This window comes from Lysobacter sp. yr284, from assembly GCF_900107375.1.
In the GTDB taxonomy this organism is placed as follows: domain Bacteria; phylum Pseudomonadota; class Gammaproteobacteria; order Xanthomonadales; family Xanthomonadaceae; genus Lysobacter.
Genome location: NZ_FNPT01000010.1, coordinates 132,344 through 153,095, shown reverse-complemented (window position 1 = coordinate 153,095; position 20,752 = coordinate 132,344). Strand labels below are relative to the sequence as shown.

Annotated in this window: 18 protein-coding genes; 12 read left to right on the top strand and 6 right to left on the bottom strand. The window is 71.9% G+C overall.

All coding sequences use genetic code 11. The annotated features are described in order from the left end of the window. Positions 1–147 precede the first annotated feature (147 nt). The gene (locus tag BLV01_RS15910) at positions 148–1,995 is read left to right on the top strand and encodes a formylglycine-generating enzyme family protein (protein ID WP_254782659.1); all 1,848 of its coding nucleotides are present in this window, start codon (positions 148–150) and stop codon (positions 1,993–1,995) included. A 162-nt stretch (positions 1,996–2,157) separates the two neighbouring features. After that, the gene (locus BLV01_RS15905) at positions 2,158–3,081 is read left to right on the top strand and encodes a M48 family metallopeptidase (protein WP_091801710.1); all 924 of its coding nucleotides are present in this window, start codon (positions 2,158–2,160) and stop codon (positions 3,079–3,081) included. A gap of 124 nt (positions 3,082–3,205) precedes the next feature. Here the strand turns inward: BLV01_RS15905 and phbB (BLV01_RS15900) are convergent, their stop codons facing one another. The 4 genes from phbB (BLV01_RS15900) to gluQRS form a co-directional block, all read right to left on the bottom strand. Continuing rightward, the gene (gene phbB / locus BLV01_RS15900; RefSeq protein ID WP_091801707.1) at positions 3,206–3,946 is read right to left on the bottom strand and encodes an acetoacetyl-CoA reductase; all 741 of its coding nucleotides are present in this window, start codon (positions 3,944–3,946) and stop codon (positions 3,206–3,208) included. 224 nt (positions 3,947–4,170) lie between these two features. Next, on the bottom strand, positions 4,171–4,668 hold the full coding sequence (gene phaR, locus BLV01_RS15895; RefSeq protein WP_091801704.1) for a polyhydroxyalkanoate synthesis repressor PhaR: 498 nt from the start codon (positions 4,666–4,668) through the stop codon (positions 4,171–4,173). Positions 4,669–5,119: 451 nt separating this feature from the next. After that, on the bottom strand, positions 5,120–5,860 hold the full coding sequence (gene phbB / locus BLV01_RS15890) for an acetoacetyl-CoA reductase (RefSeq protein WP_091801700.1): 741 nt from the start codon (positions 5,858–5,860) through the stop codon (positions 5,120–5,122). 45 nt (positions 5,861–5,905) lie between these two features. Next, positions 5,906–6,826 (bottom strand): tRNA glutamyl-Q(34) synthetase GluQRS, encoded by a 921-nt coding sequence (gene gluQRS / locus BLV01_RS15885; RefSeq protein WP_091801769.1) that lies wholly within the window; start codon positions 6,824–6,826, stop codon positions 5,906–5,908. Positions 6,827–7,067: 241 nt separating this feature from the next. Between gluQRS and htpX the strand changes: the two genes are divergently transcribed. Next, a complete protein-coding gene (gene htpX, locus BLV01_RS15880) occupies positions 7,068–7,982 on the top strand; it encodes a protease HtpX (protein ID WP_091801697.1) in 915 nt (304 codons plus the stop codon). 123 nt (positions 7,983–8,105) lie between these two features. Here the strand turns inward: htpX and BLV01_RS15875 are convergent, their stop codons facing one another. Both BLV01_RS15875 and epmB read right to left on the bottom strand, forming a co-directional pair. Beyond that, complete coding sequence (locus BLV01_RS15875; RefSeq protein WP_091801694.1) at positions 8,106–10,196, bottom strand: EAL domain-containing response regulator; 2,091 nt, start codon at positions 10,194–10,196, stop codon at positions 8,106–8,108. A gap of 179 nt (positions 10,197–10,375) precedes the next feature. Next, complete coding sequence (gene epmB, locus BLV01_RS15870; RefSeq protein WP_091801690.1) at positions 10,376–11,422, bottom strand: EF-P beta-lysylation protein EpmB; 1,047 nt, start codon at positions 11,420–11,422, stop codon at positions 10,376–10,378. A gap of 252 nt (positions 11,423–11,674) precedes the next feature. Between epmB and efp the strand changes: the two genes are divergently transcribed. The 9 genes from efp (at position 11,675) to BLV01_RS15830 (ending at position 20,549) form a co-directional block, all read left to right on the top strand. Next, positions 11,675–12,241, top strand: coding sequence for an elongation factor P (gene efp / locus BLV01_RS15865; protein ID WP_091801687.1), 567 nt, complete (start codon positions 11,675–11,677; stop codon positions 12,239–12,241). 379 nt (positions 12,242–12,620) lie between these two features. After that, positions 12,621–13,961 carry a TRZ/ATZ family hydrolase gene (locus BLV01_RS15860; protein WP_091801685.1) on the top strand — a complete coding sequence of 447 codons (1,341 nt, stop codon included), beginning with the start codon at positions 12,621–12,623 and terminating at the stop codon, positions 13,959–13,961. Between the two features lie 164 nt (positions 13,962–14,125). Beyond that, on the top strand, positions 14,126–14,902 hold the full coding sequence (gene ubiG, locus BLV01_RS15855) for a bifunctional 2-polyprenyl-6-hydroxyphenol methylase/3-demethylubiquinol 3-O-methyltransferase UbiG (RefSeq protein ID WP_091801682.1): 777 nt from the start codon (positions 14,126–14,128) through the stop codon (positions 14,900–14,902). Beyond that, positions 14,899–15,585 (top strand): phosphoglycolate phosphatase, encoded by a 687-nt coding sequence (locus BLV01_RS15850; RefSeq protein ID WP_091801679.1) that lies wholly within the window; start codon positions 14,899–14,901, stop codon positions 15,583–15,585. The genes ubiG and BLV01_RS15850 overlap by 4 nt, the downstream gene beginning before the upstream one ends. 8 nt (positions 15,586–15,593) lie before the next feature. Further along, complete coding sequence (locus BLV01_RS15845) at positions 15,594–16,358, top strand: hypothetical protein (RefSeq protein ID WP_091801675.1); 765 nt, start codon at positions 15,594–15,596, stop codon at positions 16,356–16,358. An 89-nt stretch (positions 16,359–16,447) separates the two neighbouring features. Further along, positions 16,448–17,383 carry a GTP cyclohydrolase FolE2 gene (gene folE2 / locus BLV01_RS15840; protein WP_091801672.1) on the top strand — a complete coding sequence of 312 codons (936 nt, stop codon included), beginning with the start codon at positions 16,448–16,450 and terminating at the stop codon, positions 17,381–17,383. Between the two features lie 66 nt (positions 17,384–17,449). After that, positions 17,450–17,818: a hypothetical protein gene (locus BLV01_RS25575; protein WP_139178765.1), complete on the top strand. Its 369-nt coding sequence runs from the start codon at positions 17,450–17,452 to the stop codon at positions 17,816–17,818. Positions 17,819–17,865: 47 nt separating this feature from the next. Further along, positions 17,866–19,692 carry a sensor domain-containing diguanylate cyclase gene (locus tag BLV01_RS15835; RefSeq protein ID WP_139178763.1) on the top strand — a complete coding sequence of 609 codons (1,827 nt, stop codon included), beginning with the start codon at positions 17,866–17,868 and terminating at the stop codon, positions 19,690–19,692. Continuing rightward, positions 19,689–20,549 (top strand): hypothetical protein, encoded by an 861-nt coding sequence (locus tag BLV01_RS15830; RefSeq protein ID WP_091801666.1) that lies wholly within the window; start codon positions 19,689–19,691, stop codon positions 20,547–20,549. The genes BLV01_RS15835 and BLV01_RS15830 overlap by 4 nt, the downstream gene beginning before the upstream one ends. The last annotated feature ends 203 nt before the right edge of the window (positions 20,550–20,752 follow it).

Here is a 20,752-nt window from a genome sequence, read left to right as displayed (position 1 = left end):
GAACGACGGGGAGAGAACCGCAATCTGCGCGCAAAATCGCCGGCCGCGGGCTTTGCCGATCCCGCCGCGGGCGCCGCCGATGCCCGGCTGCGGCCGCTGAGGCGATATGCTGCGCGGGTCTTCGCATCCGCCGCAGAGGCCGCAGGTTTGCGCGCAACTCACTGGACCCGCACGCTGATTCTGGGCCTGGCCTGCGCCGGGCTGCTGGCCGCCTGCGGCGAGCGCGAGCGCCGCGCCGACGCCCAGGCCGCGCCGCGCCAGCCGATCGTGACGGTGAGCGCCGACCAGGCGGTCTCGCCGGTGCCGCCGTGGCGGCCGCCCGCGGTCGTGGTGAACGAGGACACTCAAGCCGCGCTGCGCAAGCGCGCCGACGCCGCGCTCAAGGCCGGCGATCTCTACGCCACCGCCGATTCGGCGATCCCGCTGTACCTGGCCCTGCGCGGCTTCGCGCCCAACGACCGCACCGTCGCCATCGGCCTGGACCGGGCGGTGGCGCTGCTGCTGGCCGAGGGCGACGGCGCGCTCAAGCGCATCGACGAGGAACCGCTGGCGCTGCGCGAGGCGCACCGGGCCGCGGCGGTGGCGCGCGCGGTGGCGCCGGAGCATCGCAAGGTCGAGGCCTTCCTGGAACGGCTCGACGCGGCCGACCAGGCCCAGGAGGCCGACCGCCTCGGCGAGCAGGCGCTCAACGCCGGCAACATCGGCGAGGACGGCCAGGCCGGCGGCGCGCTGGCGCATTTCCGCGAGGCGCTGGAATCGCGCCCGCGCGACGCGCGCGCGCTGCAGGGCATCGCCGCGGCCGAGAGCGCGTTGATCCGCCGCGCCGAACTGGCCGCCGACCGCGACGACTACGCCGGCGCCGGGCGCTGGCTGGCCAAGGCCGCGCTGCTGCGGCCGAAGATGCAGACCGCCTCCGACGCCCAGGGCCGCATCGCCGAGCAGCGCCAGCAGCGCATCCGCCGGCTGCGCGACGACGGCATCGCCCTGTTGCCCAAGCTGCGCGGCATCGACGAGGCGCGCGGGGTGCTGGCGACGCTGCTGCGGATCGCGCCGCCGGGCGACGCGTCCGCGGCCGAACTGCGCGAACGGATCGAACTGGCCACCCACTACGGCCTGTTCCGCCCCGGCCAGGTGTTCACCGACGCCACCGGCCAGGGCGGGCGCGGCCCGCAGATGGTGGTGATCCCGCACGGCGCGTTCCGAATGGGCGCCGAGCCGGGCGAGGCCGATTCCAGCGACGCCGAGCGGCCGCTGCGCAATATCCGTTTCGAGCGCGGCCTGGCGGTGTCGCGCTACGAGATCACGGTCGGCGAGTTCCGCCGCTTCATGAACGCCAGCAAGCACCGCGCCCGCGCCAGCCGCCGCGGCTACTCCATCGCCTACGACGAGCGCAGCGGCAACCTGGTCCGGCGCGGCGGCGTGGACTGGAGCTCGGACTACGCCGGCAAGCCCGCCGCCGACAACCTGCCGGTGGTCCACGTCAGCGCCAAGGACGCCAACGCCTACGCCGAGTGGCTGTCGGCCGCCACCGGCCAGCGCTACCGCCTGCCCAGCGAGGCCGAGTACGAATTCGCGCTGCGCGCCGGCACCCAGGGCCGCTATCCCTGGGGCGACGGCGCGCCGCCGGCCAAGGCCGGCAACCTCACCGGCGCGCTCGACGCCTCGCCCAGCGGACGGCGCTGGCGCAACGCCTTCCCCGGCTACGGCGACGGCGCCTGGGGGCCGGCGCCGGTCGGCAGCTACGCGGCCAATGCATTCGGCCTTCACGACATGGGCGGCAATGTCAGCGAGTGGGTGGCCGATTGCTGGCACGACAATTACCGGCGCGCGCCGCGCGACGGGGCGGCGTGGTTCAACCCAGGCTGCCGCACGCGGGTGTTCCGCGGCGGCGCCTGGTCGAGCTCGCCGGCGCAGTCGCGCGCGGCGTGGCGGCAAGGCACCAGCGCCGACACCACCAACGGACGCCTGGGCTTCCGCGTGGTGCGCGATATCTGATCTGATGTCCGCGCCCGCGGCGCGGCGGCGAAGGCGGAAGCGGCGGCGGAGCGCGAAGCAGGCAGGCGGGACAATGGCAGTGGGCGGCCGCGGCGCGCGCCGGGGTTGGATCGGAAGCGACAGATCGAGGCGGCGACGCCCGGCATTTTCGGGAGCAGGCGGATGAGAGTGGATCCCTACGGCAACCAGGCCCAGGGCGGGCGGCGCGGGTTCGGCGGATTCCGCTGGTGGATCCTGCTGCTGTTCGGCCTGTACGCGGCGTGGTCGTGGTTCGGCAACGCCAAGACCGATCCTTACACCGGCGAGACCGCGCACTACGGCACCAGCGCCGACGAGGAGGTGCAGCTCGGCGAGCAGGCCTTCGTGCAGGTGCTCAACGACGCCAAATCGCAGCGCGCGTTGCTGCCCTCCGGCGCGCCGCAGAGCCAGGCGGTCAGCCAGATCGCCCAGCGCCTGATCGACAAGGTGCCGCAGGTGACCCAGGCGCTGGCGCAGCAGAACAAGCAGGAAGCGCCGACCGACTACCGCAGCTTCAAGTGGAGCGTGGCGGTGATCAACTCGCAGGAGGCCAACGCCTTCTGCCTGCCCGGCGGCAAGATGGCGGTCTACACCGGCCTGTTCCCGGTGACCCAGAACGACGACGCGCTGGCGGTGGTGATGGGCCACGAGATCGCCCACGCGCTGTTGCGCCACGGCTCCCAGCGCATGGCCCAGCAGAAGCTGGTGCAGCTCGGCCAGGTCGCCGCCGGCGCCGCGGTCGGCGGCATGGACCCGCAACAGCAGCAGATGATCATGGGCGCGCTCGGCGCCGGCGCGCAGTACGGCCTGGTGCTGCCGTACGGGCGCAACCACGAGACCCAGGCCGACAAGGTCGGGCTGATGCTGGCCGCGGCCGCGTGCTACGACCCGCGCCAGGCGGTGCCGCTGTGGCAGCGCATGTCCCAGCTCGGCGGCGGCCAGCGCCCGGCGGAGTTCGCCTCGACCCACCCGGATCCGGCCAACCGCATCGCGACCTTGCAGCAGCTGATGCCGAAGGCGCTGGAGTTCTATCAGGCCAACTGCGCTAACAAGCCGCTGGCGCGCTGACCGAAGCTGCCTGTAGGAGCGGCGCGAGCCGCGACCGCGACAACGCACCTGCGACGAACCTCGTGGCGTAGTTGCGTTGTCGCGATCGCGGCTCGCGCCGCTGCTACAGCAAGCGAACGCAACTTCAGAAACTCATGAACAACCCGCCGTTGACCGGAATGTTCGCCCCGGTGATGAACCCGGCATCGTCCGCAGTCAGGAACTCGACGGTCCGCGCGATCTCGCTCGGCTTGCCCAACCGCCCCACCGGCACCGATTCGAGAATCTTGCCGCGGATCTCCTCCGGCACCGCCGCCACCATCGCCGTTTCGCAATAGCCCGGCGACACCGAATTGACCGTCACGCCCTTGCGCGCCACCTCGCGCGCCAGCGCCATGGTGAAGCCGTGCATGCCGGCCTTGGCCGCGCAGTAGTTGGTCTGGCCGAACTGGCCGGTCTGGCCGTTGACCGAACTGATGTTGACGATGCGGCCGAAACCGCGCCCGGCCATTGCGTCGACGGTGTGCCGGCACAGGTTGAACACGCCGTCGAGATTGACGTTGAGCACCTCGTCCCAGGCGCGCTTGTCCATCTTGCGCAGGCTGCCGTCGCGGGTGATGCCGGCGGCGTTGACCAGGATGTCGATGCCGCCGTCGCGCTCGGCGATGCGCTCCACCGCCGCGGCGCAGTCGTCGAAGTCGCCGACGTCGGCGGCTTCGAAGCGGATGTCGTGGCCGTGCGCGAGTCGCGCGAATTCGGCGATGCGCTGCTCGCGCGCGCCCAGGTCGAGCGCGATCACGCGCCGGCCGGCGCGGGCCAGGGCCAGGCAGATCTCGCTGCCGAGCCCGCCGATGCCGCCGCTGACCACGGCGATGCGTTTGTCCATGCGATTACCCCAAGGAAACAGCGGCCGGCGGCGATCGGGCCGGCGGCCGGTCGAGATGCGTCAAGGCCGGCGAAGCGGCGACGGCGTACGGGCGAGGGCGACGATCCGCGCGAGCGTTGGCGAGTCGTGGAGCGCCGGCGCTCGCGCGGCGCATCGATGGCGGCGTCCTCCCCAGGACGCCCGCCCGCGCGCGCCGCAACGGCGCACGCGGACGCAGGCGCGGCTCAACGCTCGCGCTTGCCCGGTTCGGCGTCGGGCTTGGGCTTGGGCGTGACCGGCTGGCCGACGCTGCCCGACAGGTTCTGCTGGAATTCCTTCCACATGTTGAGGTTGCGCTCGGTGAGCTGGTTCATCATCGCCCACGGCGTCTGCCCGAGCATGCCGCCCATCTGGTTGCGGAACTGCTGCTGCTGGTCGAGGAACAGCTGCATCGAGCGTTCCAGGTAGTTGCCCATGAAGCCCTGCAGCGAATCGCCGTAGAAACGGATGATCTGGCTCAGCAACTGGGTCGACAGCACCGGGTCGCCGTCCTGCTCGTGCTCGGCGATGATCTGCAGCAACACCTGCCGGGTCAGTTCCTCGCCGGAGCGGGCGTCGCGGACTTCGAACTCCTCGCCGTCCACGATCAGCTGGCGCACGTCTTCGATGGTGATGTAGCTGGAAATCTCGGTGTCGTAGAGACGACGGTTCGGATATTTCTTGATGACGCGAGTCGAGGCCATTGAGCTTTGGCTCTAAAAACGTGGTGCCTTGCAGCATGGCGCAGGGCGACGGGCCTTGCAACAGTTGGCGGGAACGGCGGTCGGCGGGCTTCGCGGCGGGGTCGCCGGCGCTCGCGCGGCGGCCTGCGGAATTCCCTGGAAAACGCGGAAAATGACGCTGCTGCACGGTCGTGCGGACGCGCGCGCGGCGCTCCGGCGCCGGGATGTACGGTTCACGATCGGCGCCGATGCGGCGCCTGCGCCGCGTCGGTTGCGCGAACCGCGCTCGCGTCGTAACAGCTGAACAGGGAAACAGCGCAGGCGGCCGAAGCGGGCGCGCTGCCAGCGCTTGCGATTCAAGCGCGCCGGATCGGCGCGCGTGCGATCGGCGCGGGCCGGATCCAAGCGTATCCAGCCGCGACGAGGCGGCCGGCCGCGGCGTGCGCGGCCGGTCCGCAGCGACGGCGCACCGTCACCAACCCATGTATTGGCCGCCGTTGGCCGAGAGGTTGGCGCCGGTGATCCAGCCGGCTTCGTCGGGGATGAAGAAGCCCACCGCGTAGGCGATCTCTTCCGGCGAACCCAGGCGCCCGGTCGGGATCTGGGCGATGATCTTGTTGCGCACCTCCTCGGGCACGGCCATGACCATGTCGGTGGCGATGTAGCCCGGCGACACCGTGTTGACGGTGATGCCGAACTTCGCGTTCTCCTGCGCCAGCGAAATGGTGAAGCCGTGCATGCCGGCCTTGGCCGCGGCGTAGTTGGCCTGGCCGTACTGGCCCTTTTGGCCGTTGATCGAGCTGATCTGCACGATCCGCCCCCACTTGCGCTCGCGCATGCCCTCGATCACCGGGCGGGTGACGTTGAAGCAGGAGTTGAGGTTGGTGTCGATGACGTCGGTCCACTGCTGCGGCGTCATCCGGTGGAAGGTGGTGTCGCGGGTGATGCCGGCGTTGTTGACCAGGATGTCGACCGGGCCGATCTGGCGCTCGACTTCGCGCACCAGCGCCTCGGCGTGCTCGGGCGAGGCCACGTCGCCATGGGCGATGGCGACGTCGTAACCCTGGTCCTTCATCTGCGCCTGCCAGGCGCGCCCCTTGGCCTCGTCTCGATAATTGGTCGCGACCTTGTGCCCCAGCTTGGCGAGGCGCTGGACGATCGAGGTGCCGATGCCACCGGTACCGCCGGTGACGAGTGCGACGCGTGACTGCATATGCTGAGCTCTCCATGGCCGCAAAAGGGCGGTCTCGGACCGATTCTAGACAGCATTCGCGTCGGGATCGTTGTGCATCGCGGCGAGACCTGAAGCGGCCTGCGGAATCTGTGCCGGATTGAACGAATCGCGCGCCGCGCGCAGCAGTTGCGTGACAGTTTCCACCGCAACCAGCGCCTGCGGCGCCTGCCCGAGCGCGGCCCAGGCCGCGCGCAGCGCCGGCAGCGGATCGGCCGGGTCCAGCGGATGGGCGGCCTCGGACTTGGACAGCTTGCGGCCGTGCGCGTCCAGCAGCAGCGGCAGGTGGGCGTAGCGTGGCGTCGGCAGGCGCAGCGCGCGCTGCAGCAGGATCTGGCGCGCGGTGGAGTCGAGCAGGTCGGCGCCGCGGACCACGTCGGTCACGCCCTGGTCGGCGTCGTCGACCACCACCGCCAACTGGTAGGCCCAGTGGCCGTCGGCGCGGCGCAGGACGAAGTCGCCGACCTCGCGCGCCACGTCCTGGCGCTGGCGGCCGAGCAGCAGGTCGTCGAATTCGACCGTCGCGGCGTCGGCGACGCGCAGGCGCACCGCCGGCTGCGGCGCGGCGTGGCCGGGGCGCGGGCCGCGGGCCACGCAGCGCCGGTGCACGCCGCCGCTGGCGGCCAGGTCGCTGCGGCTGCAGTGGCAGGCGAAGGCCAGGTCCTGAGCGAGCAAGCGATCCAGCGCGGCCTGGTACAGCGCATGGCGCGCGCTCTGGCGCAGCACCGGCAGGTCGCTGTCGAGGCCGAACGCGGCCAGCGCGTCGAGCTGGCGCTGCGCGGCGCCGGGAACTTCGCGCGGCGGGTCGAGGTCTTCGATACGCACCAGCCATTGTCCGCCGGCGCGGCGCGCCAGCAGCCAGCTGGCGAATGCGGCCAGCAGCGAACCGGCGTGCAGGTCGCCGGTGGGCGAGGGCGCGAAGCGGCCGCGGTACGCGGGCGTCGCGATGCCGCGCTCGCCGCTGCCGTCGTCGATGGAATGTTTATGTCCGGACAATGAACGAAAACCCGTGCCGCTGCGGTCGTCGTGCGGATTCTCGTTGAATTAACGCGCGCTTCGCCACATTTCCACATCAACGGCGTCGGCACCGGCCGACGCCACGCCCGCATTGGGCACGCCCGACAGGGATCGTCGAAACGCCAGGGCCGCGCGGGCGCGCGGCTCCATCGCCAATAAAGACGATAAAACCATGTTCAAACGCATAGCCCTGTTCCTCGCCACCAACCTGGCCGTCCTGGTCCTGCTCGGCATCGTCATGTCGGTGCTGCAGAACGTGTTCGGCATCCGCCTGGGCAACAACGGCGCGATCCTGGTCATGGCCGCGGTGTTCGGCTTCGGCGGCTCGCTGATCTCGCTGCTGATGTCCAAGTGGGTGGCCAAGAAGTCCACCGGCGCCTACGTGATCGAGCAGCCGCGCAACGAAACCGAGCAGTGGCTGGTGAGCACCGTGCGCCGCCAGGCCGAGGCGGCCGGCATCGGCATGCCGGAAGTGGCGATCTACGACGCGCCGGAAATCAACGCCTTCGCCACCGGCGCCAACCGCAACAATTCGCTGGTCGCGGTCTCCACCGGCCTGATCCGGGCGATGACCCGCGACGAGGCCGAGGCGGTGCTGGCGCACGAGGTCAGCCACGTCGCCAACGGCGACATGGTCACCATGGCGCTGATCCAGGGCGTGCTGAACACCTTCGTGCTGGTCGCCGCGCGCATCGTCGGCGGCTGGATCGACACGATGATGAGCGGCAACCGCGAGGGCGGCGGCCGCGGCCTGTTCTACTTCGTAACCGTGTTCGCGCTCGACATCGTGTTCGGCCTGCTCGCCAGCATGATCGCGATGGCGTTCTCGCGTTACCGCGAGTTCCGCGCCGACGCCGGCGGCGCGCGCCTGGCCGGCCGCGACAAGATGATCGCCGCGCTCAAGCGGCTGTCGCTGACCTACGGCGAGAGCACCTTGCCGAACCAGGTCCAGGCGTTCGGCATCAGCGGCGCGGTCGGCCACGGCCTGTCCAAGCTGATGCGCAGCCACCCGCCGCTGGAGGAGCGCATCCAGGCCCTGATCGACGCCCCGCAGGAGCGCGCCAGCGGTTCGGCCATGGTGCGCTGAGCCCAACCGGCGACGCAAACGAAAAAGCCCGCCATCCGGCGGGCTTTTTCTTTGTCCGGGCGGCCGGCGAGGGGGAAACGGCCAGGCCGGCCGATGCCGCGGTTTCGCGCTGCCGGCCTCGCCTTACTGGAAGTCGTAATCCATCTCCGGCCCCGCCGCCGCCAGGAAGTGGCCCTGCGCGTAGTCGATCCCGGCCGCGAACAGCAGGCTCATGCTGGCCGCGTCCTGGACGAACTCGGCGATGGTCTGCCGGCCCAGCTCGCGCGCCTTCTCGGCGATCTCGCGCACGCGCTGCTGGTGGTCCGGGTGGCTGGTCAGGTCTTCCATGTAGCCGCGGTCGATCTTGAGGAAGGCCGCGTCGAAGTGGTTCAGCAACTGGAACGAGTTCAGCCCGGCGCCGAACTGCTCCAGGCCCACGCGCACGCCGTAGTGATAGACCCGCGACTGGAACTCCTGCGCCGCGCGCAGGTTGGTGAACACCTTCGACTCGGGCAGCTGCAGCACCAGCAGCTTGCCGTCGGCGCCGTGCTTGGCCAGTTGCTCGACGATGTGCTGCTGCATGCTCTCGTCCTGCAGCGACGCCTGGGTGATCTTGACCAGCAAGGTGGTGCGCCGGCCCTGGCGCATGCGCTCGCCGATCACCTGGATCGCCTTGCCGACCACCCAGCGGTCGATCTCCCACAGCAGGCCGTGTTCCTCGGCGATCTGCAGGAACGACAGCGGCTGGACCAGCTCGCTGCCGTCGTCGGGGCCGGCGCTCTGCATGCGCAGGTAGGCCTCGTACATCTCGATCGGCTCGCCGTGCAGGTTGATCAACGGCTGGTAGTTCATGACGAAGCGGTCGGCGTCGAGCGCGTCGCGGATGCGCGCGACCCAGGCGGCGATGCGCTCTTCCTCGGCGCGGTCGGCCGCGCCCGGGTCGAACAGTTCGCTGCGGTTGCCGCCGATGTCGGCCGCCGACTGCAGGCATTGGCTGGCCTTGCCCAGCACCGCGGTGACGCTGGCGATCTTCTCGCCGATCTGCACCCCGCCGATGCTGGCGGTGGCGCTCAGGGCGAGCTGGCCGGCCTCGATCACGCGCTCGGAGAAGGCCGCGCGCAGGCGCTCGGCCAGGTCGGAGGTGTGCTGGTGGTCGCTGCGCAGGGTCAGCACCGCGAACTGGTGCTCGCCGAAGCGCGCGGCCACGTCGTCGGCGCCGATCGCCTCGCGCAGGCGCTGGCCGCAGGCGGCGATGAGCTGGTCGGCCTGGTCCAGGCCGATTTCCTGCAGCAGTTGGTTGTAGTGGTCCGGCTCGACCAGCAGCAGGCCGTGGTGGGCGTCGCCGTGGGCGGCGTCGGCGACCGCGTCCTCGAGCTGGCGCAGGAAGGTGGCGCGGTTGAGCAGGCCGGTGACCTGGTCGCGCTGGCGCAGCGCTTCGACCTCGCGCGCCAGTTCCGGGTCGATCTCCTGCCGGCGCAGCACCACCTGCAGGCAGTGCTCGCCTTCATAGGTGGCCGGGGTGAACTCCATCACCGCCGGGAACGCGCTGCCGTCGAGGGTGCGCGCCTGGGTCTCGTAGCTCGGCGGCGGCGGCTCGCCCTTGCTGAGCTGCTTGAGCAACTGCTTGAAGCCGTCGACCTGGCCGGGCGCGACCAGGTCGAGCAGGGACATGCCCTCGATGTCCTCGAACGATTCGAAGCCGAACATCTCCAGGTACGCCGCGTTGGCGCGGATGTGCATGCCTTCGTGGATGTAGGCGATCGGATCGCGCGAGGAGTCGATCAGCGCGTCGCAGCGGCGCTCGGTCTCGCGCACCTGGGCCTCGAGCTTGCGCAGCGAGCGGCGCGCTTCCAGATCGGCCCACTCCGAGCGCACCCGGTGCTGCAGGTGGCCGATGTTGGAGCGCAGGACGATGCCGCGCGCGCCGATCTCCATGATCCCGAGCAGGGCGGTCTCGTCGACGGCCTCCATCATCACCAGCACCGGCAGGTCCTTGCCGCTGGCGTCGACCGCCTGCATCAGCTTGGCCAGCGAGACGTGGCGCGAGTTGCGCGCGGCCAGGACCAGGTCCGGCGGGTGCTGCAGGATCAGCGCGGCCAGCTCCTGTTCGCTTTCCGGCCGCGTGGGCCGCACCGCGATGCCGTTGTTGCGCAGCGCGCTGACGATGGCTTCGGCCGCCTCGACGCTGTCGTCGACGATCAGCAAGCGCAGCACCATGTCTTTGCCGAATTGCATTCACCACCTCCGTGGGCCGGTTTTATGACACGAAGCGCCGGCCTCGTCCACGCGGGGACGAGAATCTGTGACCCGTTGTAGGGTTCGAACACGCCACGGATGCGAAGCTGATCGACTTTGCGCGTGCGCCAAGCCGCAACCTGCGGCGTTCCCCATCAAACCCCAGCCAGATTACAACCTTACAACGGACGCTTGCCCGGGTCGCCTGCCACTTCGCGCACCAGCTTGGGCACCAGGTAGCCCGACAGGCGCGCGGCCAGGGCGCGGTGCAGCGCGCGCGCGTCCTCGTCGGCGACTTCGAAGTGGGCCGCGCCCTGCACGCGGTCGAGCTGGTGCAGGTAGTAGGGCAGCACGCCGGCGGCATGGCTGCGCTCGCTCAGCGCGGCCAGCGCCTCGACGCTGTCGTTGACCCCGCGCAGCAGCACCGCCTGGTTGAGCAAGGTCGCGCCGGCCGCGCGCAGGCGTTGCATCGCGGCGTCGACGGACGCGTCGAATTCGTTGGCGTGGTTGGCGTGCAGCACCACCGCCACCGGCCACGGCAGCGCCGCCAGCCAGGCGGTCAGCGCCGCGTCCACGCGCTCGGGCAGCACCACCGGCAGGCGGGTGTGCACGCGCAGGCGCTTGAGGTGCGGCACCGCTTTCAGGGCATCGGTGAGCTCGGCCAGCTTGGGCGTGGCCAGCGACCAGGGGTCGCCGCCGGACAGGATCACCTCGTCGATATCCGGATCGGCGGCGATCGCCGCCACCGACTCGCGCCAGCCGGCCGCCGCCGCGGTCTCCTCGGCGTAGGGGAAGTGGCGGCGGAAGCAGTAGCGGCAGTTGACCGCGCAGCTGCCGGTGGCGATCAGCAGGGCGCGGCCGCGGTACTTGCGGATCACCCCGTGGCCGGCCTTGGCCGCGCCGTCGCCGACCGCGTCCAGGCCGAAACCGGGCATCGGCCGCAGTTCCGCGTCCAGCGGCAGGACCTGGCGCAGCAGCGGGTCGGCCGGGTCGCCGTGGCGCATGCGCGCGACGAAGCCGCGCGGCACCCGCAGCGGGAACTGCGCGGCGGCGTCGTAGGAGATGCCTGCGCCGTCCGGGTCCAGGCCGTCGCAGGGCAGGCCGAGCAGGGCCAGCAGCTCGCGCGGGTCGCGCACGGCCTCGCGCCACAGCGCCTGCCAGCGCGGGGGCGCAGCGCCCCCCTGGGCAGGGGCCGGGTGCGGGAGGGGATGCGCAGCAGGTATCATGCGGGGCTAGCCTTCAGGGTTCCGATCGCGGTGCCCGGGTCCCGCAGCGGCGGTTTCGCCGCGGACGGGGCCGGCGCAGCCCGACATTCTAGCCTTCCCCGCGCCGCCCGGCGGCCGCGGGGCCACGCCCGGTCCCGGGCGGGGCCGGCGCGGGAGCGGCGCCGACGACGGCGGCTGGACGTCCGCGGCCCGGGGCCGCGACGTCCGGAAACTCATTCACCGACAACAAATCAATTCGCAGGGAGTTTCAGCATGGCCACCCTTGGCATGAACGACGTGAAGAACGGTCAGAAGATCCTGGTCAACAACGATCCGTGCATCATCACCGAGACCGAGTACGTCAAGCCGGGCAAGGGCCAGGCCTTCACCCGCGTCAAGTACCGCAGCATCAAGTCCGGCCGCGTGGTCGAAATGACCATGAAGGCGACCGACAGCGTCGAGCAGGCCGACGTGGTCGACACCGACATGCAGTACCTGTACTCCGACGGCGAGTACTGGCACTTCATGAACCAGGAGTCGTTCGAGCAGGTCCAGGCCGACAAGGCCGGCATGGCCGGTGCCGACAAGTGGCTCAAGGGCGAGGAAGAGTGCGTGGTGACCCTGTGGAACGGCACCCCGATCGCGGTGCAGCCGCCGAACTTCGTCGAGCTCAAGATCGTCGAGACCGATCCGGGCGTGCGCGGCGACACCTCCGGCGGCGGCGGCAAGCCGGCGACCCTGGAAACCGGCGCGGTGGTGCGCGTGCCGCTGTTCGTCGGCCAGGAAGAAACCATCAAGGTCGATACCCGCTCGGGCGAGTACGTCAGCCGGGTGAAGTGACGCATCGGCCCGTGGCCGCCATCGGCGGCCACGGCTGCGCCGAGGCCTCGCCCTGGCGAACGCCAGGGTCCGTTTTGCGGTTGCTGGTGTTTTCGCCCGGGTCGCACCTGGGTAGAACAAGCAGAGGCAAAATGGGTTCCGGCGTTCGCCGGAATGACGGGGCCGAAGGATTCGTCGGGTAAACAAGCCCCGCCGATCCTGGCGTTCCGCGGCGTTCGCGCGATCCGCGTCCGCCCCGCGCGGCCAGCCGCGACGCCCAAGGCGACACCCGAACGCGGCCGGCACCTGTGGCCGCGTTTTCGCAACACCCGGCCGGCCCGGCCACGGGACGGCGTCCTCCCATGCGGCCAGCGCACCGGCCCCGACAGCGAGCAGCGCAATGACCTCCGAACTCCAGCCCGTTCCCTGCGACCTGTCCATCGAAGCGGGCTGGGTGGTGCCGGTCGAGCCGCATGCGGTGGTGCTGGAGGACCACGCGGTCATCGTCAGCAAGGGCGTCATCGCCGACGTGCTGCCGATCGCCCAGGCGCGCCAGCGCTACGCGCCGGCGCAGACCGTCGGCCGCCCCGAGTCGGCGCTGATCCCGGGCCTGGTCAACGCGCATACCCACAACCCGATGACCCTGCTGCGCGGCATCGCCGACGACCTGCCGCTGATGGAATGGCTGCAAGGCCACATCTGGCCGGTCGAGGCGGCGGTGATCGGGCCGCAGTTCGTCGAGGACGGCATCGCCCTGTCGATCGCCGAGATGCTGCGCGGCGGCACCACCTGCGCCAACGAGAACTACTTCTTCCCCGACGTGCAGGCCGCGGTGTACAAGCGCCACGGCTTCCGCGCCCGGGTCGGCCTGCCGGTGATCGATTTCCCCACCGCCTGGGCCAAGACCTCCGACGAATACTTCGACCGCGCCGGCGAGGTCCACGACCTGTGGCGCGACGACGCGCTGGTCGCCACCGCGTTCGCGCCGCACGCGCCGTACACGGTCAGCGATGCGAACTTCGAGCGCATCCGCATGTTGGCCGACCAGCTGGACCTGCCGATCCACCTGCACACCCACGAGACCGCGCAGGAAATCGCCGATTCGATCAAGCAGTACGGGCAGCGCCCCTTGGCGCGGCTGGACCGCCTGGGCCTGGTCAGCGACCGCCTGATCGCGGTGCACATGACCCAGCTGACCGATGCCGAGATCGAGCTGTGCGCGCAGCGCGGGGTCAGCGTGGTGCATTGCCCCGAATCCAACCTCAAGCTGGCCTCGGGCTTCTGCCCGGCCTGCAAGCTGCACCACGCCGGGGTCAACCTCGCCATCGGCACCGACGGCTGCGCCAGCAACAACGACCTGGACATGTTCGGCGAGACCCGCACCGCGGCGATCCTGGCCAAGGCCGTGGCCAACGACGCCAAGGCGCTGGACGCGTTCAGCGCGCTGCGCGCGGCCACCCTCGGCGGCGCCAAGGCGCTGGGCTTCGACGCCAGGATCGGCTCGATCGAAGTCGGCAAGCAGGCCGACCTGGTCTGCGTCGACCTGGGCCAGCTGGAGACCCAGCCGGTGCACCACGTGGTCTCGCAGCTGATCTACGCCACCGGCCGCCATCAGGTCGGCGACGTGTGGATCGCCGGCAAGGCCAAGCTGCGCGATCGCGTGCTGGTCGACATGGACACCGCCGCGCTGATCGCCAACGCGCGCCAATGGCGCGAGCGCATCGCCGCGATCGCGCGTTGAACGCGGCGGTTGGGTAACCAAGCGCCGAACCGCGATGGTCCGCACGGCCTGCGGCGCTGCGACGCAGTGCGTTCACGCCGGTGGCGGCGGACCTGCTTCACACTAGGCACACGGCACACCGGCTGCGCGCACCGCGCGCGCGGCGACAGAACGAGCAGGCAGGCATGAGCAGCGCAGCAAGCAACGCACCGCACCAGACCGGCGCCGACGGCGCCCCCGGCCGCGACAACTTCAGCCAGGCCGAACTGGACAAGTTCGGCGCCCTCGCCAACCGCTGGTGGGACCCGCAGGGGCCGCAGAAGCCGCTGCACGCGCTCAACCCGGTGCGGCTGGACTACGTCGCCCGGCGCGCGCCCCTGCGCGAGGCGCTGGCGCTCGACGTCGGCTGCGGCGGCGGACTGCTGAGCGAGGCGCTGGCCGCGTCCGGCGCCCAGGTCACCGCGATCGATCTCGCGCCGGAGCTGATCAAGGTCGCCAAGCTGCACCGCCTGGAGACCGGCGTCAGCGTCGATTACCGGCTGCAGTCGGTGGAGTCGCTGGCGCAGGAGCAGCCGGCGCGCTTCGACGTGATCACCTGCATGGAGATGCTCGAGCACGTGCCCGATCCGCGCGCGATCGTGCGCGCCTGCGCCGAGCTGCTCAAGCCCGGCGGGCGCCTGTTCCTGTCGACCTTGAACCGCACCCCGGCCGCGTTCGCGCTGGCCATCGTCGGCGCCGAATACCTGACCCGGCTGGTGCCGCGCGGCACCCACCAGTACCGCGATTTCATCAAGCCCTCGGAACTGGCCGGGTGGCTGCGCGAGGCCGGCCTGGAGCTGGAAGACGTCAGCGGCCTGATGTACGAACCCTGGCGCAACGCCGCGCGCATCGTCGCGCGCGCCGACGTGAACTACCTGGTCTGCGCGCGCAAGCCCGCCGACGCCCAGGACGCCGCGGCATGACCGCGGCGCCCGCGAGCGCCTTCCCGCAGGCGGCGTTGTTCGACCTCGACGGCACCTTGCTCGACAGCGCGCCGGACATGCTCGCCGCCGCCAACGCGATGCGCGCCGCGCGCGGCCGCGGCCCGATGCCGCTGGAGGCGCTGCGTGCGCACGTGTCCAAGGGCGCGCGGGCGATGCTCGGGGCGGCCTTCGCCGACGTCGATGCGGGCGAGCGCGAAACCTGGGTGCCCGAGTTCCTCGACACCTACGAACGCGAACTCGGCCGCCACGGCGCGCCGTTCCCCGGCGTGGAAGCGATGCTGGCGGCGCTGGAGGCCGCGGGCCGGCCGTGGGGCATCGTCACCAACAAGCCCGAATACCTGGCGCGCAAGCTGATGCCGCTGCTGGGCTGGGAGACCCGTTGCGCGGTGCTGATCGGCGGCGACACCCTGGCCGCGCGCAAGCCCGACCCGCTGCCGCTGACGGTCGCCGCGCAGCGCATCGGCGTCGCCCCCGGCGCCTGCGCCTACGTCGGCGACGACGAGCGCGACATCCTCGCCGCGCGCGCCGCCGGCATGCCGTCGGTGGTGGCGCTGTGGGGCTACCGGCTGGAACTGGACGATCCGATCGCCTGGCAGGGCGACGTGCTGGTCGACGACCCGGCCGCGCTGGCCGCGGCCGACGCCTGGCCGGCGCCGCGGTGACGGCCGCGATGAACGCGCCCGCCGCCGCCGAAGGCCCGTCGCCGGAGCCTGCCTCGCAAGAACAGGCGCTGCAGGACTTCGCCGGCAAATGGCGCGCGCGCTGGCCGGAGTGGTCGGTGGCCGAAGTGTTCGTGCCGCGCGCCCAGCGCGCGGTCGCGGTGGCCTGGGCGGGGTTGCAGCAGGAGCTCACCGACGCCGCCTGGGGCGGCGCCGACGCCTTGCCCGGCGAGGCCAAGCTGGGCTGGTGGATGGAAGAACTGCAAGGCTGGCGCCAGGGCCGCCGCCGGCACCCGCTGGGTTTGGCCCTGCAGCGCCAGGACGCGCCGTGGGCGGCGCTGGCCGCGAGCCTGCCGGGCCTGCGCGACAGCCGCGAGCGCCCCGGCGACCGCGGCGAGGCCTTCGACGGCCTGCTGCCGCTGGCCCAGGCCTGCGCGGCGATCGACGCGGCCCTGTTCGAGCCGGTGCCCGGGCAACTGCCCGAGGCTGCGGTGCCGGCGATCCAGTCCTCGCTGCTGGAGGCCCGGCTGGTGTTGCAGGGCGATGCGGCGGTGCCGCTGAGCGTGGTCGCCCGGGCGATGGCACGGCCGGGCGAGGGCGCGGCGGTGGAATGGAGCCGCGAGCTGCTGGCGCAGTGGCCCGAGCGCTTCGGCGCGACCGTGCCGCGGCGGCTGTGGACCGCGCTGGCGCACACCCGCCTGCAGCGCGGCGACGCGGCCCGGCCGCTGTCGCCGTGGACCGCGCTGCTGGCGGCCTGGCGCGGCGCCCGCAACTGACCGTTGCAGGGCGGGGCCGGGGCAGGGTCGGGCGGCCCCGGTAGAATGGCGAGGTTGCGCAACCCCCGCGCGCCCCCACTTTCAGCGTTGTGAATACTCCTTTCGTACCCACTCGTTCGAGCCTGCCCGATGTCGCCTTCGACGCCGCCGCCGCGGCGCGTCCGCTGGACTGGGTCGGCATGTCCCACATCGCCCTGCCGCTGCGCATCGCCGGCGCCGACGGCGCCGTCATCCAGGTGCCGGCCTCGGTCGACGTGGCGGTCAACCTGCGCGACGCCAACGCCCGTGGCATCCATATGTCGCGCATGTACCTGCACCTGCAGAACGCCTTCGCCAGCGAGTCGGTCACCCCGGCCGGCCTGCGCCGGGCGCTGCAGAGCCTGATCGACGGGCAGGGCGGCATTTCCAGCGCCGCGCGCCTGGTCCTGCGCTACGAGCAACTGCTGCTGCGTCCGGCCCTGGCCAGCGCCAACGCCGGCTGGAAGCGCTACCCGGTCGAGATCGACGCGCGCCTGCTCGACGGCCACCTGCAGCTGGGCCTGCGCTTCGCGGTCGAATACTCCAGCACCTGTCCGGCCTCGGCGGCGCTGTCGCGCCAGCTCAACGCCGAGCGCTTCGTCGCCGATTTCGCCGCCGCCCACCCGCTGTCCACCGCCGTGGTCGGCGACTGGCTCGCCTCCGAACGCGGCCTGGCCGCGACCCCGCACGCCCAGCGCAGCCGCGCCGACGTGCGCGTGGAGCTGCGCCCGGCCTTCGACGAACTGCCGCTGGTGGCCTTGATCGACGCGCTGGAAACCGCGCTCGCCACGCCGGTGCAGACCGCGGTCAAGCGCGAGGACGAGCAAGCCTTCGCCCGCCTCAACGCCGAGAACCTGATGTTCTGCGAGGACGCCGCGCGGCGGGTCGCCGCGGCGCTGTCGGCGGACCCGCGGATCGAGCGCTTCGACGCCGAAGTAGCGCATTTCGAAAGCCTGCATGCGCACGACGCGGTCGCGCGCGTGACCGGGCAGGGCGCGCGCGAGTAAGCGCGCCGGCGCCCGCGCGGCGCGCGTCGGGCCGGCTGCGTGTCGCTTCGTCCTGAAGCCCGCGGCGTGGACGCCGTGTTCGAAACGCCGGCCACCAAACGCCGGCATCCGACGGCCTGGACCGACGCGCCGGGCGCACCAACGCCGGCGTTCGCCAGGCTGCGCGCGAAAAACAGCCGGAAAACCATCGGCTTCGAAAAGCCGAATCGCGGCGCGCGGCGCCCGCCATCGCCCCTCGCTCGCCGCCGCCAACTGTCGTTTTTGCCGGCGGCGGCGCCGGGCCGCGCCGGTGTAGGATCGCGGCCGAAGCCGGCCGCATGGTGCGGCAATGCGCGGAGGCGTGTGCGCCAGCACAATTTCAAGGTGGAAACCGTGATCGCCCCCTGCACCGGAATGCAGCCCCCTTGGGCTATGCTCGGCACAGCAGACTGGTGACCGGAAGGGGCATGGGGACACCCTGGCGTGGAAGCTGGCGCGGCTGGATGGCCGTGCTCGCGTTGTGGGCGGTGGCGACGATCGCGTCGGCGCAGTCCATCGTCCTGCCTCCGCTCGCCGCATCCACCGCGGCCGCTGCGTCGGCCGGCACGGCCGTGCCCGCGCCGGTGCCGGTGCCGGAACCTCTCGCCGCCGCGGCGCTGGCCGTCGCGGCCGCGCCGCCGGGCGCCGCGCAGGCCGCGCGCGAAGCCTTCGATCCCGCCGGTTACCGCGCGCCGTCGCTGAGCCTGTCGCGGCTGGCCCAGGGCGACCCGGTGCCGGCGCGGGTGCTGGCCGGCGAGTTCGACGGCCGCTTCGAGGCGGTGTCCGGCAACCTGGTCTGGGGCAGCAAGGGCGAGCCGCGCTGGTGGCGGATCGTGGTCAACCAGGACGTGGACCCGGCGGTCGCCCCGCAGCTCACCATCGACCGGCCCTCGCGGCGCGAGATCGAGCTGTGGCGCCCCGGCGACGAACTGCCGCTGCGCCGCTCGATCTACGGCCCGGACATCGATCTCAACCACTCCACCCGGATGATCGTGTTCCCGCTGCCCAAGGGGCTGCGCAAGGGCGACGCGCTGTACCTGCGCATGCTCGCCGCCGACGTGCTGTCGTCGCAGGTGGAGGTCGAGCCGCTGGCCAAGGTCCAGCGCGAGGACATGATGCACATCGGCCTGCGCAGCGTGGTGCTGACGGCGATGGGCGTGGTCGCGGTGCTGGCGTTCGGGTTCTGGATCGGCCTGCGCGAGCGCGGCTACGCCTACCTCGGGCTCACCCTGATCCTGCAGATATTGACGTTGACCTCCGACGGCGGCGAGATGCGGGTGGTGCCGTGGCTCAAGGACATCGCCCCGGACACCCGCACCAACATCGTGCTGACCACGGCCGCGGTGCTGGCGAGCATCCGCTTCCTGATCTTCTTCCTCGGCCTGCGCACGACCCAGCCGCGCATCACCCGGATGCTGGACTGGTGCAGCTACTCGCTCGGCGGGCTGATCGTGGTGAGCCTGTTCCGCACCTGGAAGTACAGTGCGCTGTACGGCAACCTCAACCTGCTGCTGGTGCTCGCGCTGATCCTCTACGCGACCGTGGTGGCGGTGTGGCGGCGCCAGCGCGAAGCCTACTTCCTGCTGCTGGCGTGGCTGCCGCTGATGGTGTTGCTGGTGATCCTGGTCGGCGCCAACCACGAGTGGTGGCCGGAGTTCGCCTGGCTCGAATACACCTTCCCGGTCGGCCTGGCGTTCGGCGGCCTGGGCCTGCTGCTCGGCCTGACCTCGAAGCTGCAGCAGCTGCGCCGCGACCGCGATACCGCCAACCGCCTGGCCACCTACGACAGCCTGACCGGGGCGATGACCCGCGCGGCGATCTCGCAGAGCCTGCGCAGCGCGGTGGAGAGCGCGCACCGCTCGCAGCGGCCGCTGTCGGTGGTGTTCTTCGACATCGACCACTTCAAGCGCATCAACGACGAGCACGGCCATCGCGTCGGCGACGAGACCCTGCGCATCGTCGCCCTGCGCACGCGCAACCGCCTGCGCGCTTACGACCTGTTCGGCCGCTACGGCGGCGACGAGGTGCTGGTAGTGCTGGCCGACACCTACCTGCGCGACGCGGCGCGGGTGGCCGAGCACCTGCGCGAATCGGTCAGCGGCAGCCCGCTGTCGATCGACGGCCGCCTGCTGCCGGTCAGCCTGAGCCTGGGCGTGGCCGAACTGCAGCCGGGCGAGACGCCCGAGCAACTGCTCGAGCGCGCCGATGCGGCGTTGTACGCGAGCAAGTCCGCCGGCCGCGACCGGGTCACCGCGCACGGCAGCGAGAGCGAACACGAGGTGGTCTCTTGACCCCCGAAGGCGGCGCCGTGCCGGTGCCGCTGCGGACCGGCGACGTCCTGCTGCTGCGCGCGCGCGGCCCGCTCGCGGCGCTGACCGCGTGGTTCGGCGAAAGCCGTTTCGACCACGTCGCCCTGGTCGGGCGCGCGGGCTATCTGATCGAAACCGGCCCCGACGGGGTGGTCGAGCGCGCGCTGGCCGAGCGCCTGGCCGACCCGGACCTGATCGAAGCGCAGGCGCGCCGCCCGCTGGTCGCGCAGCGGCCGCTGCAGGACGCCGACCGCATCGCCGTGCTCGCCCACGCCCTGTCGCTGCGCCGCCCGGCCTTCGCCGGCGACCCGCTGGCCGCGCTCGGCCGCGCCGCGGCCCTGCGCGACCGCGCGCTGCCCGACGCCGCGCCGCTGCGCGCGGTGCTGCGCGAAGCGCTGCTGCACGCCGCCGGCGACAACGCCGGGGCGATGAGCGCGAGCGAGTTCGTCTACCGCTGCCTGGCCGAGAACCCGGCGCAACCGCGCGCGCGCCTGGCGCCGCTGCTGCCGGCCGCATCGCCGCCGACGCTGCCGTTCCCCGAGTTGGACTGGGACGCGCTGTGGCGGCAAGTCGCGCCGTGGCTGCGCGCGCCGCGGCGCGAAGCGCTGGGCGTGGACGACCGCGGCGCCGTCGCCGCCGGCCTCGACGCCAGTTCCGAGCAACTCGAACAGGCCCAGGGCCTGGCGCGCCAGCGCCTGGGCCTGATGGAGCGCGGCAACGCCTTGCTCGCGCAGTCCGGCCCGCGCCAGCCCAACCCCAAGTGCCTGCGCCTGCGCGAACTGGAACAGTCGCCGTCGCTGCAACCGCTGGCGACGCTGCGCGAACCCGCTGCGTCGTAGCCTTTGGGGGCGATTCTGCGAGCCGCGTGCGAACTGCGGCAGCGCCAAAGCAATCGCGATGTATTTGCCGCAGCGGGTCTGACCGCCGCCGTGCATCCGGATGTTCGTCGCGACCTGCCACCCCGCAGTCGCGGCTCGCGCCGCTCCTACAGGGCGAGCCCGACGCTGGCGATCCAGTTGTAGGAGCGGCGCAAGCCGCGACC

Coding starts and splice junctions, on each gene's coding strand:
- phbB (WP_091801700.1), bottom strand. CDS start 5,860: ATGCAGTCACGCGTCGCACTCGTCACCGGCGGTACCGGTGGCATCGGC.
- efp (WP_091801687.1), top strand. CDS start 11,675: ATGGCCACCCTTGGCATGAACGACGTGAAGAACGGTCAGAAGATCCTG.
- phaR (WP_091801704.1), bottom strand. CDS start 4,668: ATGGCCTCGACTCGCGTCATCAAGAAATATCCGAACCGTCGTCTCTAC.
- ubiG (WP_091801682.1), top strand. CDS start 14,126: ATGAGCAGCGCAGCAAGCAACGCACCGCACCAGACCGGCGCCGACGGC.
- BLV01_RS15835 (WP_139178763.1), top strand. CDS start 17,866: ATGGCCGTGCTCGCGTTGTGGGCGGTGGCGACGATCGCGTCGGCGCAG.
- BLV01_RS15860 (WP_091801685.1), top strand. CDS start 12,621: ATGACCTCCGAACTCCAGCCCGTTCCCTGCGACCTGTCCATCGAAGCG.
- epmB (WP_091801690.1), bottom strand. CDS start 11,422: ATGATACCTGCTGCGCATCCCCTCCCGCACCCGGCCCCTGCCCAGGGG.
- BLV01_RS15905 (WP_091801710.1), top strand. CDS start 2,158: ATGAGAGTGGATCCCTACGGCAACCAGGCCCAGGGCGGGCGGCGCGGG.
- BLV01_RS15850 (WP_091801679.1), top strand. CDS start 14,899: ATGACCGCGGCGCCCGCGAGCGCCTTCCCGCAGGCGGCGTTGTTCGAC.
- BLV01_RS15875 (WP_091801694.1), bottom strand. CDS start 10,196: ATGCAATTCGGCAAAGACATGGTGCTGCGCTTGCTGATCGTCGACGAC.
- BLV01_RS15845 (WP_091801675.1), top strand. CDS start 15,594: ATGAACGCGCCCGCCGCCGCCGAAGGCCCGTCGCCGGAGCCTGCCTCG.
- htpX (WP_091801697.1), top strand. CDS start 7,068: ATGTTCAAACGCATAGCCCTGTTCCTCGCCACCAACCTGGCCGTCCTG.
- phbB (WP_091801707.1), bottom strand. CDS start 3,946: ATGGACAAACGCATCGCCGTGGTCAGCGGCGGCATCGGCGGGCTCGGC.